This window comes from Providencia sp. PROV174 (genome assembly GCF_028480685.1).
GTDB lineage: Bacteria > Pseudomonadota > Gammaproteobacteria > Enterobacterales > Enterobacteriaceae > Providencia > Providencia rettgeri.
The window spans coordinates 36815-51949 of record NZ_JAMPOT010000020.1 but is presented as its reverse complement, the minus strand read 5'-3'; the positions used below and the strand labels follow the sequence as shown (position 1 = coordinate 51949).

Sequence of the window (15135 nt, the reverse complement as noted above, 5' to 3'; positions counted from 1 at the left end):
AGCCCCACCAAGCTTATAGCTGGGATTTAGGAATTACATTCTCAAAACTCAAGACTGGTCGGTTAGTTTCGATTTCTTTGAGTGGCTCGACTTCTTTAAAGGTGTTTAAACAGCGCGTGACTAAGTTTTGATAATCTTTGGTTCCGCTGGTTTTCCAGGCAATTTCTTTTTCTGATAAGGTGCGAAGTACTTTTGCAGGCGTACCCACGATAAGGCTATTATCGGAGAATATCGCTTCGGCTTTGATGAAGGCACAAGCACCGACGATAGAGTTTTCGCCAATAATAGCGCCATCCATAATCACACTGTTCATCCCGACTAAGGCATTACGCTTAATGTGGCAGCCATGTAAGATAGCACCATGGCCGATATGACCATTTTCTTCAATAATGGTGTCAAATTGCGGGAAGCCATGCATGACACAGTTATCCTGCACATTGGCGCCATCTTTAATGATTAAGCGACCAAAGTCCCCACGTAAGCTGGCGTTTGGGCCAATATAAACATTTTTGCCAATAATGACATCACCAATCACCACCGCAGTAGGGTGGACAAAACTTTCAGGGCTGACGACGGGCGTAATACCATCGATTTGATAAAAAGGCATACCGGCTCCTGTAATGTGTGTTTAGGCGGCTATATCTCTGAGCACTCCACCAAAGCGGCGATAATAAGCGCTTGATGGTTGAGGAAGCTCCCCGACAGTGGTTTCGCATTGTTCAGAAACATACTGAGTTGCGGCTTGGTCGATACGTTGATAAATGTTGGTACAAAGATGGCGTGCAATATGACCTTCCCATTGTGTAGGAAGGAGTTCATCAGGTAATAACGGGTCTTTAAGCGTGACACGGCGGTAAAAGTGAATCAGTAGTAAACGTAGCTGAAAACAGTGTTCAGGGGAAATTTGTGCTGCTGTGCTTTCTTTAAGAAGTAACGCGAGAGGCCTAAATAATGATATAAACTGATGATAATGTTCTGAAATATCTTGCAAAGACCAAGCATGAGAAACCAGTTCTTTGAGGTTTTTTTCTGATCGGCTATAGGGGTAATCTGCGTGAAAATAGATGGCATTTTCAGTGGCATTAAGTTCATTGAGTAGTGTCGGTACATCACTTTGTGCGCAACTGGGTGCTGCCATGAGTGACGTATTAAATTGCCCGAAACCGAGCCAGCTCAGTTCCTTTTTTAACCTGATCTTTTCGTCTTTATCCGCTGTTTCAAGGAGTAGTAAATCCCATTTACCATCCCAATCAGGCTGCCCTACGAGGTAAATTTTATTTTCTGCACGGCGAAAGCGACTTTGCCCGCGCTCAGAAATACGGTAATAGCTGCGACGGCCAATTTTTTCGACATCAAGCCAACCTTCTTTCTGTAAGCGGAAAACGGAAGTTCGGACAAAGCGGTCAGTAAAACCCATCGGTTCTAACAGTTTAGTTAAGCTTCCTAGCCACACTTCACCACCACGATGATGCAAAGCATCACCATAGAGTGAGCTAATTAGAGACGTACCACTAATGGGTTGGCTTGCTATTGCATGTTGTATGAACTGGTTAAGTTTATTTTCCATTTATATTTCATCTATAAAATTTATGTATCAGAAGGCTTACTGAATAGTAGACATAAATTTAAAGGTTGTCTTCCATTACCTGTTTTCGCACGATTTCAGAGATTAAGGCATATCAGAGTCGTTCATTCCAATATGCCTTAATAAATTGAATTAAATCGCTATTCTAGTATCAATTACCCGTTCGGCTTTACCTTGAGAACGTGGGATATCACCACAATTTACAATACTAATACGGGTGCTAATACCCACCATCGATTTGATTCGATGCTTTAAATGGTGGCAGATATTACAGCGTTCATCATAAGTGAGCTGTTCAGGGTGTTTGAGCTCAACACGAACAGATAAGTTGTCCATATTGCCTTGGCGACCAATTTCTAATTGGTAATGAGGGGAAAGCTCCTTAAATTGCATGATTTGTTCTTCAATTTGAGAAGGAAACACATTCACGCCACGAATAATCATCATGTCATCGGAACGTCCGGTGATTTTACCAATTCGACGCATGTTACGATTGACCCCCTGCATCAGGTGGGTAAGGTCGCGAGTTCGGTAACGAATCACAGGCATGGCTTCTTTTGTCAGGGTAGTAAACACTAACTCACCATGCTCACCCGCTCCTAATGTTTTTAAGGTATTGGGGGAAATAATTTCTGGATAAAAATGGTCTTCCCAGATAGTTGGGCCACTCTCTCCTGAGTCCGCGCACTCCATAGCGACACCGGGCCCCATCACTTCAGATAAGCCGTAAATATCTAATGCTTTGATACCAAGGCGGGTTTCAATTTCTGTTCTGAGGGATTCAGTCCAAGGTTCAGCACCAAAGACACCCAATCTAAGTGAGCACTTACTAGCGTCTCCACCCATGATTTTTTCTAGCTCATCAATAATACTCAAGCAGTAAGAGGGTGTTACCATGATCACATCGGGTTTGAAATCAGCGATCAGTTGTGCTTGTTTTTCAGTTTGCCCGCCTGACATAGGAATGACTGCGGCTCCTAGGCGTTCTGCACCATAGTGGGCGCCTAGCCCTCCGGTGAATAAACCATAGCCGTAAGCAACGTGGACTTTATCGCCTCGGACAGTGCCTGCAGAACGTAAACTACGCGCAATCAGGTCAGCCCAGTTATCGATGTCTCGTTGGGTGTAACCGACCACAGTTGGGCGCCCAGTTGTTCCTGAAGAGGCATGAATACGGATGATTTGGTCCATTGGCACGGCAAAGGTGCTAAATGGGTAGTTTTCACGTAAATCCTGTTTGGTCGTGTAAGGGAATTTTTCGATATCACTCAGTTGTTTGAAATCGTCAGGGTGGACCCCTGCATCATCGAATTTTTTGTGATACATGGGGACATTTTCATAGGCGTGAGTGAGTGTCCACTTCATTCGAGAGTACTGTAAAGACTCGATTTCATCCCGCGATGCAAATTCAATTGGGTCGACGCTATCTTGTATATTGCTCATAATTGCCTGTCCTCATAATTATTATGGTTACCAGTTCACGCTAATGTATGACGTTCCTGGTATTTGCCTGAGCAGGTGTTGGGTTTTCAGGCTGTTTTTATTTGTATTAAGACGTTGTTCATACTCGTTCAATAATCATTGCTATCCCTTGGCCAACCCCGATACACATGGTGCATAATGCATAACGACCTTGTCTGCGGTGTAGCTCATTGATAGCGGCAATAACAAGCCTTGCTCCACTCATTCCAAGTGGATGGCCTAGCGAAATTGCCCCACCGTTAGGGTTGACGTGTGAGGCATCATCAGATAAACCAAGTCCCCTTAAAACGGCAAGTGCTTGTGCGGCAAAGGCTTCGTTTAGTTCAATAACATCCATTTGTTCGATGGTGAGCCCTGCCATTTTTAATACTTTTTGCGAGGCAGGAAGTGGACCGATCCCCATCAACCTTGGCTCAACGCCACAAGTGGCTGTAGCGATGATACGAGCCCGTGGTGTTAACCCTTGTTGTTTGGCGATGGTGTCAGATGCGATAATCAGTGCGGCAGCTCCGTCATTAACGCCGGAAGCATTACCTGCTGTAACAGTCCCGTTATCGCGAAATGGTGTTTTTAGCTTTTGTAGTTGTTCAAATGTCGTTTCTGCTCTTGGATGCTCATCTTCGCTGACGATGTATTCTTTTTTACGTTGTTTAACCGTTACAGGGATGATTTCTTGCGCAAAAATACCGTTAACTTTGGCAGTTTCAGTGCGTTGTTGGCTACGTAATGCAAAAGCATCTTGGTCTTCACGGCTAATTTGGTAAGTTTCTGCCACATTTTCTGCAGTTTCTGGCATCGAATCTGTGGAAAATTGTTGTTCCATCAGTGGGTTGATAAACCGCCAGCCAATAGTGGTATCAAATACTTGCGCTTGACGTGAGAATGCAGATTCTTGTTTGCCCATCACAAATGGCGCTCGGCTCATGGACTCGACGCCTCCGGCAATCATAAGTCCAGACTCCCCAGCTTTAATACTTCTCGCCGCTAATGCAATGGCATCAAGCCCAGAACCACATAAGCGGTTGATGGTGGTACCAGAAACGGAAACAGGGAGCCCAGATAACAGCCCCGCCATACGTGCAACATTACGGTTGTCTTCTCCTGCTTGATTTGCGCAACCTAAAATGATGTCGTCAGTTAATGACCAATCGAGTTGCGGATGCCTTTCCATTAAGGCTTTTAATGGAACAGTGGCAAGGTCATCAGGACGCAATGATGATAAAGCGCCACCGTAGCGGCCAATTGGAGTACGGACACCATCACAAATAAACGCATCTATCATGATTGTTCCCCTGTTAAACGATGGCCTAACCGATGAGAACGACCGTGGAACAGCGCAAGCGTTTTGCCATCTTGGTTAGTTATCTCGACTTCATATAAACCGTTACGTTTACCTTGGTGCTTCATCGTGGCAGTCGCGGTAAGCAGGTCACCCTCAAAACCGGGACGAATAAAATCAATGGAGCACATGGAAGCAACGGCAGCATGCCCTTGGCTATTACAGGCGTAGGCAAACGCGGTGTCGGCAAGGCTAAATAATTGCCCTCCGTGGCAGGTTTTATGGCCATTAAGCATCTGTGCTGTGATTGGCATTTTCAATTGCGCAAAGCCCTCCTCGACTTTTTCAATGGACATCCCCATCGCTTTTGCGCATGCATCATCACGGTACATAATGTGAGCTGATTGCTGAGCCAGCGTAATGTTTGGCAATGAAATCATGGTAGCTCCTTGAAAGTTAAAGATTGATAACCTGCGGCTAATTGCCTTAAAAGTGGGTTTGGCCGATAACGGCTGTCGCCATAAAACTGAGCCAAATTTTCAAGTACTGATAGCACACGTTGCCAGCCTAGCTGCATGCCCCAAGCGAGTGGACCTTTAGGGTAATTCACGCCAAAACACATGGCATTATCGGTATCTAACGCCGTTGCGATTCCCTTATTGACGATATCTAACGCTTCATTGCATAACATCGCGACTGTCCTCATGGTTAACAGCGCTGGGTAGTCTGGTAATACAATTACGTGTTTACCTAATGATTGAAAAAACGCGATAGCTTGTTGGTTTTGTTGCGCATTATTTTGCGATGCACAGCTTAACGTGATGGTTGTTGCGGCAAGGTAATTTACCGATAAGTCAAAATGCACGACGGCTTGTTTTTGTGTTTGCGCATGTAACGATACCAATTCACCATTCGTTAACATAATAATAACGTCATTAACAATAAGTGTCGGGGATTGATCAGAATGTTGTGTTAATCCTTCGAGAGAGATCCCATTTTCAGTTAAAAGCTGCGCGAACTCAGGAAATATCTGCCAATCGCCATACGCTTTTATATTTTGGGGCTGGTCAAGATGAATTTTTTCTGCAACAGAAGGTAAAGGCTGAGATTTATTATCATCATAATGATAAAACCCTTGCTTCGATTTACGGCCTAAATGGCCTGCTTGGACTAGTTCCAATTGCATTAATGAGGTTTGAAAGCGTGGGTCATAACCGAAGGCCTGAAATACTGATTCAGTCACCGCATAGTTTACATCATGGCCAATTAAATCAGTTAGTTGTAATGGTCCCATGGCAAAACCACCAGCGTCACGTATTGCGCTGTCTAATGTGGCAGGAGACGCAATCTGTTCTTCAAGGGCGCGCATTGCTTCGGCGTAGAAAGGCCGAGCCACTCGGTTGACAATAAAACCGGGGGTGGAACGGCAAATCACGGGGACTTTTCCACATGATAAAGTCAGGGCTTTTAACTGTTCAATGACGGTGTTAGATGTTTCTAACCCTCGAACGATTTCAACTAATTTCATCACGGGGGCAGGGTTAAAGAAGTGCAGACCCGCAAGGCGCTCGGGGTGTGTTAATTGCCGCCCAATAGCGGTAATTGATAATGAAGATGTATTACTGGCAAATAGCGTATTTTTGCTGCAAATCGCTTCTAATTCACTAAAAATTGCCTGTTTTATTTCCAGCTTTTCAGCAACGGCCTCAATGATTAATTGCGCATCGGACAGTGCCGAGAGGCTTTTTACCACTGCGATTTTGGCGATAATTGCCTCAGTGGCCTCTGGTTTTGCTTTCCCTTGCTCAACACGTTTGCGTAAACGTTGGGTCATTGTTGATAAACTACGGCTTAATACGTCTTGGTTCACATCAAATAGTAAGACAGATAGCCCCGCTGTTGCTGCCACTTGCGCAATGCCAATTCCCATGGTTCCAGCGCCAATCACCGCGATGGTGTTGATAGTCTGATTCAAAGGTAATGTCATGGTTAGCATCCTTTGAACTGGGGTTCACGTTTATTTAAAAAAGCATTGACCCCTTCGCGATAATCTTCACTTCGACCGCCAAGGCGCTGTAAGTCACGCTCAAGGTTGAGTTGCTCATCGAGAGTATTGGTTGCCGCGGCATAAATGGCTTTTTTGATAAGCCCTAAGCCATAAGTCGGTTGGGTTGCAAGGTGTTGTGCGAGCTGTTGAGTGGTATTAATGAGTTCATCATTTTCAGTGACCTGCCAAATCATTCCCCACTGTAATGCTTGCTCCGCACTTATTTTATCGCCTAATAATGCCATCCCCATTGCCCGTGCATGGCCTGCTAATTGAGGTAAAAACCAGCTTCCTCCTGAGTCAGGAACCAAGCCAAGGCGGCAAAAAGATTGAATAAAACTGGCATTTTTTGCGGCAATGACAATATCGCCTGCGAGTGCAATGGCGGCGCCTGCACCTGCGGCCACACCATTGACCGCGCAAATAATCGGTTTCGGTAATGCGGTTAGGCGGCGGATCAAGGGGTTATAGTAAGTTTCAACGGAGAATCCGAGATCAGGAGCGTCACTGCCCACGCTCACATTGCGATCATTCAGATCTTGTCCGGCACAAAATCCACGGCCTGCACCGGTGATCACTAAACAGCGTACGGTTTCATCGCGTTCCGCTATTTTGATAGCTTCACTGAGCTGGCAATGCATTTCATCATTAAAGCTATTCAGCCTATCAGGGCGGTTGAGAGTGACGGTGAGAACCCCATTTTCTAACGTAGTGAGGATCATTGCTTCATTATTCATGATTATTGTCCTGTAAATTGAGGTTTTCGTTTTTCGAAGAATGCCTCGATCCCTTCACGTCGATCGTTGGTACCCGCTAAAGTCACAAAATATTGGCGCTCAAGTTGTAACCCCTCGGTAAGATGGTTTTCTTGAGAATGCACCAGTGATGCTTTTGCGGCTTGTACGGCTAAAGGCGCATGCATTGCGATGTGCTCTGCCAGTTTTTGGGCGCGTTCTAGCACCAATTCATCCACACAAATTTCACTGATTAACCCTGCTTGCAACGCATGTTTAGCACTGATTGGTTCACCCGTTAGTACCATTTGCATAGCGAGGGATTTGCCCACGGCACGAATTAAACGTTGTGTCCCCCCCGCTCCGGGCATTAAACCCAGAGTAATTTCGGGTAAACCGAAACGAGCTGATTCACCGGCAATAATGATGTCGCTGGCGAGTAATAATTCAAAACCTGCACCCAGTGCATAACCATTTGCAGCACTAATGATGGGTTTTGATATCATGGATAACCTGCGCCAAACTTGGGGGCGTTTATCGGTGATCGCATTAGCAACGGTTTGTTGCTGTAGTTCTTTAAGATCAGCGCCTGCGGCGAAAAAACGCGGATTTCCGGTGACCACAATCGCACCAATTTCATCATTGATTTGTGCTTGCTCGAGGTGCTGAACCAGCAACTCTAAACAGGCGGTACTCAGGGCATTACGCACTTCTGGGCGGTTTAACGTCAGCGTCAAAACCCGGTTATGTTGTTGTGATAAAATCCAATGGTTTTCCATTAAAGTTCCTACACGTCAAAGTCTAAAACAACGCCATCGCCTTTTGGCCATGCTTGGCAGCTAAGAATGTACCCTGCAGCGATTTGGTCGGGCTCAAGGCTGTAATTGACCCCCATTTCCACTTCACCAGAGCGCAATTTACATTTGCAGGTTGCGCAAACGCCGCCTTTGCAGGCGTAGGGTAAATCTGCGCCTTGGCGCAGTGCGGCATCCAAAATACTGTCGTCTTGGCTATCCATGGCGATGTCCATGGTTCTACCATCAAGGTGAATGCTGACTTGGCGTGTTTCGCTAGTCATGGCGATTGCAGGTTTGAATTTAGTGCCTGAAGTATTGAAGCGCTCGGTGTGAACATATTCTTTAGGCATGCCATAACCGACTAAAGTGTCGTGAACCTCATCCATCATGCTGTCGGGCCCACAAATAAATGCCCGATCAAATTGTTTAAAATTCAATAAGGTGTTATTTAAGGCACTGAGTTGTTGTTGGCTGACTCTACCGCTGAGTAGTTCGCTATCTTGCTGTTCTTGGCTGAACAGGTAGAGAACTTGGAAACGCGTTGCAAAACGATTTTTTAGGTCTGAGATGCTTTCTTTAAACATCACTGAGCGGCTATTTCGATTACCATAAATCAGCACAAAACTGCTTTTTGGCTCAGTTTGTAATGTGGCTTTAATGATAGATAGCAATGGCGTGATCCCAGAGCCAGCCGCGACGGCAAGGTAATGTGCGTGGGTATCTGCTGCGGGTTGATAACCAAATTGCCCCTGTGGAACCATCACATCAAGGCTATCACCAACTTGTAATTCTTGATTAACGAAATTAGAGAAACGCCCTTCGTAAATCGCTTTCACCCCAATTTTTAGCGTGTTTTCATCCGGTGAGCTGCAAATGGAATAACAGCGGCGTAGGTTTTCACCATTGATAGCAGCTTTTAATGTCAGGTGTTGCCCTGGACGGTAATGATATTGCTCTCGTAATGCATCGGGTACATTAAAAGTAATGGCGACAGCATCAGGGGTGTCACGTTCAATGGCAGCAATACTTAAACGATGAAATACAGTCATATGGGTGCCCCTAAATACATTTAAAGTAATCAAACGGCTCTAAGCATTCAGTGCATCGATACAATGCCTTACATGCAGTGGAACCAAATTCACTAATTTTTTCAGTCTGCTCGCTGTCACAACGTGGGCAACGAACCGCACCTTTGTGTTCTGGGTGCTCGCAGGACGTACCTTGCGGTGGTGCGATACCAAATTCACGCAAGCGTCTTTTCGCATCTTGGTTCATCCAATCCGTTGTCCAAGCGGGTGTTAACAGAATTTCGATGTCGATGTTTGGAAAACCGGCATGACCGAGAACAGTTTTGATTTCATTGATTAAAAATTCAGTTGCTGGGCAACCTGAATAAGTAGGTGTAAAAATAACTTTCCAGCCCTGAGCTGCCGGTAGCACATTGCGGATCATGCCAAGATCAGTAATAGAGAGTGCGGGTAGTTCAGGATCGGGTATTTGGTGGAGCTGTTGCCAGATCTGGTGAACCTGGGGCGATTGGAGCTCGCGATGTTGCAGTCTCTGTTCCATAACATCACCACTGACAGTTTGGGTAAGCACGTTGCACAAACTGCAATTGTGTTAATAACAAACCCAAGTGCTCGGTATGGCTGCCTTGCTTGCCGCCTAAGCGATATGCTTTTTTCTCTGGCACAGCGAGGGTTGCTTCAGTGAATGTTTCGTTAATGGTGTTTAACCATGCGGCTTGTAAAGAACGTGGGTCAACAGCGATACCTGATTCACTAAGTGCAATTTCAACGTCATCAGCATGGAAAAGTTCACCAGTAAAACGCCATAACTCATTGACTGAATGTTGAATTCGTTGATGGCTTTCTTCACTGCCATCCCCTAAACGGATTATCCAGCCACGGCTAAAACGTAAGTGATAAACGGCTTCTTTGAGGGATTTCTCAGCGATTGCCGACAGTTGTTTATCACCGCTGTGAATTAGCGCTTCATATAATGGAACATGATAAGCATCCATAAAGAATTGGCGTACTAAAGTGTCATCAAAGCCATTGTTGGGTTGTTCAACTAATAATAAATTGCTGAACTCTCGTTCATCGCGCAAAAAGGCAAGGGTGTCTTCATCGCATTCAGGCCCTTTTAATTGCGCGGCATAGTTTAAAAAGTTACGCGCTTGCCCTAGCAAATCTAAGCCGATATTGGATAGCGCAAGGTCAATTTCGAGTTCAGGAGCATGGCCGCACCATTCGCACAGGCGCTGCGCTAAAATTAAGGGGGTATCGCCAAGGCGTAGTGTGTAATCGTGGAGCTGTTCTTGTTGGTTCATGGCAAGCCCCTTACATGTTTTTGATACCATCAGGAATGGTATAGAAGGTTGGGTGACGATAGACCTTGGTATCCGCAGGGTCGAAAAATGTGCTTTTATCTTCAGGCTGTGAGGCAATTAAATGTGCGGCTTTCACCACCCAAATTGAGCAGCCTTCACTGCGCCTTGTGTACGCATCGCGGGCATTTTCCAGCGCCATTTGGTCATCAGCCGCATGTAAACTGCCAACATGGCGATGCGCAAGCCCTTGCTTACTACGGACAAAAACTTCATATAAAGGCCAATCTTGATTGCTCATGGTGTTTTCCTTTTTGTAAAATGGTCAGTGATTAAGCCGCTGTTTTAACGGATTTTTGCTTGCGGCTATGTGCCATTGCACCTTCACGTACCCATGCGCCGTCTTCCCACCCTTTGCGCTTTGCACTAAGGCGTTCGTGATTACAAATGCCATTGCCTTTAATCACCTGATAAAACTCTTCCCAGTCGATTTCGCCAAAACGGTAATGGCCAAGGTCTTCATCCCAAACTAGATCAGGGTCAGGGATCGTCATACCTAACGCTTCTACTTGCGGAACGGTGTTATCAACAAATTTTTGCCGCAGCTCATCATTACTGAAGCGCTTGATTTTCCAAGCCATGCTTTGAGCGCTGTGTGGGGAGTCCGAATCATTTGGACCGAACATCGTGAGAACGGGCCACCAAAAGCGGTTTATCGCATCTTGCAGCATGGCTTTTTGCTCATCGGTGCCTTGCGCAAGCGCCATCACCGCTTCATAACCCTGGCGTTGGTGAAAACTTTCTTCTTTACAGATTTTCACCATCGCTCTGGCGTAGGGACCATATGAGGCACGGCACAGTGCTACTTGGTTCACTATTGCCGCACCATCGACAAGCCATCCAACCACACCTACATCTGCCCAACTTAATGTCGGGTAGTTAAAAATGGAGGAATATTTCATTTTTTCATCAAGTAACTTTTGGTAGATATCTTGACGAGAGCAACCGAGAGTTTCGGCCGCGCTATACAGGTATAAACCATGGCCTGCTTCATCTTGAATCTTGGCCAGTAAAATTGCTTTACGACGCAATGTCGGTGCTCGTGTAAGCCAATTCGCTTCTGGTAGCATGCCGACGACTTCTGAATGGGCATGTTGGCCAATTTGGCGGATAAGGTTTTGCCGATACGCATCGGGCATCCAATCCTTGGGCTCGATGGAAATATCGGCTTCGATTTTGGCTTCGAAGTTAGCCTGATTTTGCTCGCTCATTGATTTTTCCATTAAGTGATTCGTTAATGTTTGTTTGCGTGAAAATAATGAATCATATATATTTAACATCAATGCTAGAAACTGTTAACAAAAAGATCAATGTTCATTAACCTTGTTTTGCGAGTGGCTTCACAATCAATAAATTAAATATCAATCAAAACAATGAGTTAAAATTAATGTTTTTTGTGTGGTTTTAATGGGAATTGGCATTTTATATAAAATTGTTCTTAATTTGTTAAATTTAAATTAGCTTCTATGCTTATTTTTATGATACATATTTGTTATCTAATTTGAATTGGTGTTTTTATTTCTGGAGAGGAATATGCAGCATTTAACAAGTTACATTATGGGTAAATGGGTACAAGGTGAGGGCGAAGGGCGAAAAATTCACCATGCGCTAACGAATGAAACCTTATATACGGTGACGACTGAAGGGCTGCCGTTAGCTGAAAGTTTGCAATATGGTCGCCAAGTGGGAGGCGAAGTATTGTCAGCGATGACATTTCAGCAGCGTGGGCAAATGCTCAAAGCACTCGCAAAATACCTACTGGAGCATAAAGCCCAGTTATATGCGATTTCGGCACAAACGGGTGCAACTAAAGCGGATAGCTGGGTGGATATCGAAGGGGGAATTGCCACACTATTTTCTTATTCGGGGCTCGCTAACCGTGAGCTGCCAGATGACACTATTTGGCCAGAAGATGAAATGATCCCGTTATCAAAACAAGGGCAATTTATTGGTCATCATATTTTAACGTCTCGCCGTGGCGTTGCCCTACACATTAATGCATTTAACTTCCCTTGTTGGGGAATGTTAGAAAAATTGGCGCCCACATGGCTTGCTGGCATGCCAGCCATCATCAAACCCGCAACCGCCTCAGCACAGTTAACACAGGCGATGGTGAAGCTAATGGTTGATAGCGGTTTAGTGCCTGATGGCGCTATACAGTTGGTTTGCGGCGGTGTTGGCGATATGTTTGAACACCTTGATTTTGAAGATGTTGTGACTTTTACGGGGTCGGCGAGTACAGGGCAAAAGCTGAAATCGCATCCACGTATCACGGCTAAATCAGTCCCTTTCACGATGGAAGCGGACTCATTAAACTGTGCAATTTTAGGTGATGACGTCCAGCCAGATCAGCCTGAATTTGCTTTATTTATTAAAGAAGTCGTTCGAGAAATGACCGCAAAAGCAGGCCAAAAATGTACCGCGATCCGTCGTATTATTGTGCCGAAAAACCTGCTCGAAAACGTGAAGCGGGCATTATTGAAACGCTTATCCGCTACAACTGTGGGTGACCCTGCGGTTGAAGGGGTCAGAATGGGGGCATTGATTAACTTAGAACAGCGCCAAGACGTACAAGATAAAGTGAATTATTTACGTGATCATGGCTGTGATGTTCTATGTGGTGGGCAATTTGAAAAGCTGGATGTTATTGGCGGAGATAGCCAGCACGGGGCGTTCTATCCGCCAACGTTGTTGTATTGTGCAGAGCCTTTTATATCTACAGCGGTGCATGAAATTGAAGCTTTTGGTCCTGTCGCCACATTAATGAGCTATGACAATATCGAACAGGCGGTGCAGTTAGCCATTTTAGGCGGAGGAAGCCTTGCGGGGACGTTAGTCACTGCTGACGCACAAGTCGCACAAGCGGTCATTCGTGCGAGTGCGCGGGCACATGGGCGAATGTTAATTTTAAATGAAGCGTCAGCTGCGGAGTCCACAGGACATGGTTCACCGCTCCCATTACTGGTACACGGTGGCCCAGGCCGAGCAGGTGGTGGCGAAGAGCTCGGCGGGTTGAGAGCAGTGAAACACTATATGCAGCGTACGGCTATTCAAGGTAGCCCTTCTATGCTAACGGCAATTACTAAGCAATGGATCCGCGGTGCAGATACCATCGCTGATGTGGTTCATCCTTTCCGCAAACATTTTGAAGACTTAGCAATTGGCGACACGTTACTGACCGCAAGGCGTACCGTTACAGAAGCAGATATTGCTAATTTTGCTTGTCTCAGCGGTGATAATTTTTATGTTCACGTTGATAAAATTGGTGCGGCACAGTCGTTATTTGGTGAACGGATTGCGCACGGCTATTTTGTCGTTTCAGCCGCAGCAGGGCTATTTGTTGATGCAGGGGTTGGGCCCGTGATCGCCAATTATGGCATGGAAAGTTTGCGTTTTATTGAACCCGTGAAAATCGGTGACACAATACAAGTTCGCCTAACGTGTAAGAAAAAGATCAAAAAAACGCAAAAACTCGCTGAAGATAAGCCGAATGGCGTTGTTGAATGGGATGTGCAAGTGTTTAATCAGGACAACACCGTTGTGGCGTTGTACAGTATTTTAACACTAGTGGAGCGTCGTGTTGGTGATTTTCATTAATCACTATGCAGCGTGAATTAATTATTGAGCTAATAGGTGCTTTTTCAATCATTTTCTGTTGTGATGAGTGACCAGCAACAGAATGTAGGGAAACAAAGATGAAAACGCACCACCAAGCGGTTTATCAACAATTTGACCAGCAAGCCAATTCGTATTTAACCAGCCAAGTACATGCACAAGGTGAAGATCTACTTGTTTTGCAACAATTGCTACAAGGTTGTCAGGATGAAGATGTGCTTGACCTTGGCTGTGGTGCAGGGCATGTCAGCTTTCATGCAGCACCGTTGGTGAAGTCAGTGACGGCTTATGATTTGTCGGACTCAATGCTCAACGTTGTGGCTAACAATGCACAAGAACGTGAATTAAATAATATCACCACCTGCAAAGGGACCGCGGAGTCTCTACCGTTTGGTGATCATTGTTTTGACCGAGTGATTAGCCGTTACTCAGCACACCATTGGCACGATGTGGAACAAGCACTACGTGAGGTGCGCCGAGTGCTCAAACCGGGTGGAAAAGGCATCTTTATTGATGTGGTATCACCGGGACATCCATTATTGGATATTTACTTACAAACGGTCGAAGTGCTTCGGGATACCTCACATATTCGTGATTATTCTGCTGGAGAATGGTCTGGCATGTTTAATAGTGCGGGGCTATTTGTTCGTCGGGTGCAAAGTTTCCGTTTAGCATTGGAATTTACCAGTTGGGTTGAACGGATGCGGACACCACAGCCATTCGTCGAAGCTATCCGTCACTATCAAGGAACATTAAGTGATGAGGTAAAAAGCCACTTTGCAGTACAAGCAGATGGCTCATTTACCTCAGATGTGATGTTGTTTGAATTTCAGTGCCAATAACTATTTATTGCGCTAAAAATTGTTGTGACAAAAATTATTGTGCTAAAAACTGCGCTTGGTTCAATTGGCTAAGCGCGTTATTTACTGCAAAAATCGCACCGCGAACATCAGGAATACCAAAGGATTTTAATCGTGCGCTGTGCTTGGTGAGATAAGCTTGTGCGTCAGTTTCTGAAGCAAACAGATACACACCACCTGCCATTTGCGTTTGTGGGTTTTCAGTCCAAATCTTCCAAATAAAGCCCGGCTCTTGGTTAATTGATTCCGCTAAATCATTCATTGCGGATATCATCTCATCGCCCCATGGCCCCTGATACGGAAAATCAACTTGTAAAATAACGCTCATATCTGCTCCTTATGATTGA

The 15135-nt window shown here is 45.3% G+C and carries 15 protein-coding genes and 1 pseudogene; 2 read left to right on the top strand and 14 right to left on the bottom strand.

Translation table 11 applies throughout. The features are described 5' to 3' along the window. Window positions 1-13: 13 nt before the first annotated feature. From paaY to paaA, 13 genes are all read right to left on the bottom strand, one after another. Complete coding sequence (gene paaY, locus PSE60_RS16645; protein WP_210838526.1) at window positions 14-607, bottom strand: phenylacetic acid degradation protein PaaY; 594 nt, start codon at window positions 605-607, stop codon at window positions 14-16. A gap of 21 nt (window positions 608-628) precedes the next feature. After that, complete coding sequence (gene paaX, locus PSE60_RS16640; RefSeq protein ID WP_272666130.1) at window positions 629-1567, bottom strand: phenylacetic acid degradation operon negative regulatory protein PaaX; 939 nt, start codon at window positions 1565-1567, stop codon at window positions 629-631. Window positions 1568-1717: 150 nt separating this feature from the next. Beyond that, complete coding sequence (paaK, locus tag PSE60_RS16635) at window positions 1718-3028, bottom strand: phenylacetate--CoA ligase PaaK (protein WP_272666128.1); 1311 nt, start codon at window positions 3026-3028, stop codon at window positions 1718-1720. Window positions 3029-3146: 118 nt separating this feature from the next. After that, window positions 3147-4349, bottom strand: coding sequence for a 3-oxoadipyl-CoA thiolase (gene pcaF / locus PSE60_RS16630; protein WP_272666127.1), 1203 nt, complete (start codon window positions 4347-4349; stop codon window positions 3147-3149). Beyond that, entirely contained in the window at window positions 4346-4786 is a 441-nt protein-coding gene (gene paaI, locus PSE60_RS16625) for a hydroxyphenylacetyl-CoA thioesterase PaaI (protein WP_004266152.1), read from the bottom strand. The genes pcaF and paaI overlap by 4 nt, the downstream gene beginning before the upstream one ends. Next, window positions 4783-6333 (bottom strand): 3-hydroxyacyl-CoA dehydrogenase, encoded by a 1551-nt coding sequence (locus PSE60_RS16620; protein ID WP_272666126.1) that lies wholly within the window; start codon window positions 6331-6333, stop codon window positions 4783-4785. The genes paaI and PSE60_RS16620 overlap by 4 nt, the downstream gene beginning before the upstream one ends. A gap of 2 nt (window positions 6334-6335) precedes the next feature. Beyond that, entirely contained in the window at window positions 6336-7130 is a 795-nt protein-coding gene (gene paaG / locus PSE60_RS16615; protein WP_272666124.1) for a 2-(1,2-epoxy-1,2-dihydrophenyl)acetyl-CoA isomerase PaaG, read from the bottom strand. A 2-nt stretch (window positions 7131-7132) separates the two neighbouring features. Then, a complete protein-coding gene (gene paaF / locus PSE60_RS16610) occupies window positions 7133-7906 on the bottom strand; it encodes a 2,3-dehydroadipyl-CoA hydratase PaaF (protein ID WP_272666122.1) in 774 nt (257 codons plus the stop codon). A gap of 8 nt (window positions 7907-7914) precedes the next feature. Then, window positions 7915-8973, bottom strand: coding sequence for a 1,2-phenylacetyl-CoA epoxidase subunit PaaE (gene paaE, locus PSE60_RS16605; RefSeq protein ID WP_272666119.1), 1059 nt, complete (start codon window positions 8971-8973; stop codon window positions 7915-7917). 10 nt (window positions 8974-8983) lie between these two features. Next, window positions 8984-9493, bottom strand: a complete 510-nt coding sequence (gene paaD / locus PSE60_RS16600) for a 1,2-phenylacetyl-CoA epoxidase subunit PaaD (protein ID WP_210838540.1) — start codon at window positions 9491-9493, stop codon at window positions 8984-8986. A 4-nt stretch (window positions 9494-9497) separates the two neighbouring features. Continuing rightward, window positions 9498-10256 (bottom strand): 1,2-phenylacetyl-CoA epoxidase subunit PaaC, encoded by a 759-nt coding sequence (paaC, locus tag PSE60_RS16595; protein ID WP_272666117.1) that lies wholly within the window; start codon window positions 10254-10256, stop codon window positions 9498-9500. A 10-nt stretch (window positions 10257-10266) separates the two neighbouring features. Continuing rightward, the gene (gene paaB, locus PSE60_RS16590; RefSeq protein ID WP_004262911.1) at window positions 10267-10554 is read right to left on the bottom strand and encodes a 1,2-phenylacetyl-CoA epoxidase subunit PaaB; all 288 of its coding nucleotides are present in this window, start codon (window positions 10552-10554) and stop codon (window positions 10267-10269) included. Window positions 10555-10585: 31 nt separating this feature from the next. After that, window positions 10586-11524, bottom strand: coding sequence for a 1,2-phenylacetyl-CoA epoxidase subunit PaaA (gene paaA, locus PSE60_RS16585; protein ID WP_247605394.1), 939 nt, complete (start codon window positions 11522-11524; stop codon window positions 10586-10588). A gap of 322 nt (window positions 11525-11846) precedes the next feature. On the opposite strand from paaA, the gene paaZ reads away from it, so the two are divergent. Continuing rightward, the gene (gene paaZ / locus PSE60_RS16580) at window positions 11847-13910 is read left to right on the top strand and encodes a phenylacetic acid degradation bifunctional protein PaaZ (protein ID WP_272666115.1); all 2064 of its coding nucleotides are present in this window, start codon (window positions 11847-11849) and stop codon (window positions 13908-13910) included. An 89-nt stretch (window positions 13911-13999) separates the two neighbouring features. Then, window positions 14000-14770 (top strand): annotated as a pseudogene (locus PSE60_RS16575) (class I SAM-dependent methyltransferase); the annotation flags it as partial. 34 nt (window positions 14771-14804) lie between these two features. On the opposite strand, the gene PSE60_RS16570 reads toward PSE60_RS16575, so the two are convergent. Beyond that, a complete protein-coding gene (locus tag PSE60_RS16570) occupies window positions 14805-15116 on the bottom strand; it encodes a monooxygenase (RefSeq protein ID WP_115166374.1) in 312 nt (103 codons plus the stop codon). Window positions 15117-15135 lie beyond the last annotated feature (19 nt).

Excerpts from the sequence above, each read along its gene's own strand:
- PSE60_RS16570 (WP_115166374.1), bottom strand. The coding sequence starts at position 15,116 with ATGAGCGTTATTTTACAAGTTGATTTTCCGTATCAGGGGCCATGGGGC.
- paaD (WP_210838540.1), bottom strand. The coding sequence starts at position 9,493 with ATGGAACAGAGACTGCAACATCGCGAGCTCCAATCGCCCCAGGTTCAC.
- paaB (WP_004262911.1), bottom strand. The coding sequence starts at position 10,554 with ATGAGCAATCAAGATTGGCCTTTATATGAAGTTTTTGTCCGTAGTAAG.
- paaC (WP_272666117.1), bottom strand. The coding sequence starts at position 10,256 with ATGAACCAACAAGAACAGCTCCACGATTACACACTACGCCTTGGCGAT.
- paaE (WP_272666119.1), bottom strand. The coding sequence starts at position 8,973 with ATGACTGTATTTCATCGTTTAAGTATTGCTGCCATTGAACGTGACACC.
- paaX (WP_272666130.1), bottom strand. The coding sequence starts at position 1,567 with ATGGAAAATAAACTTAACCAGTTCATACAACATGCAATAGCAAGCCAA.
- paaK (WP_272666128.1), bottom strand. The coding sequence starts at position 3,028 with ATGAGCAATATACAAGATAGCGTCGACCCAATTGAATTTGCATCGCGG.
- paaG (WP_272666124.1), bottom strand. The coding sequence starts at position 7,130 with ATGAATAATGAAGCAATGATCCTCACTACGTTAGAAAATGGGGTTCTC.
- paaY (WP_210838526.1), bottom strand. The coding sequence starts at position 607 with ATGCCTTTTTATCAAATCGATGGTATTACGCCCGTCGTCAGCCCTGAA.
- pcaF (WP_272666127.1), bottom strand. The coding sequence starts at position 4,349 with ATGATAGATGCGTTTATTTGTGATGGTGTCCGTACTCCAATTGGCCGC.
- PSE60_RS16620 (WP_272666126.1), bottom strand. The coding sequence starts at position 6,333 with ATGACATTACCTTTGAATCAGACTATCAACACCATCGCGGTGATTGGC.
- paaA (WP_247605394.1), bottom strand. The coding sequence starts at position 11,524 with ATGAGCGAGCAAAATCAGGCTAACTTCGAAGCCAAAATCGAAGCCGAT.
- paaZ (WP_272666115.1), top strand. The coding sequence starts at position 11,847 with ATGCAGCATTTAACAAGTTACATTATGGGTAAATGGGTACAAGGTGAG.
- paaI (WP_004266152.1), bottom strand. The coding sequence starts at position 4,786 with ATGATTTCATTGCCAAACATTACGCTGGCTCAGCAATCAGCTCACATT.
- paaF (WP_272666122.1), bottom strand. The coding sequence starts at position 7,906 with ATGGAAAACCATTGGATTTTATCACAACAACATAACCGGGTTTTGACG.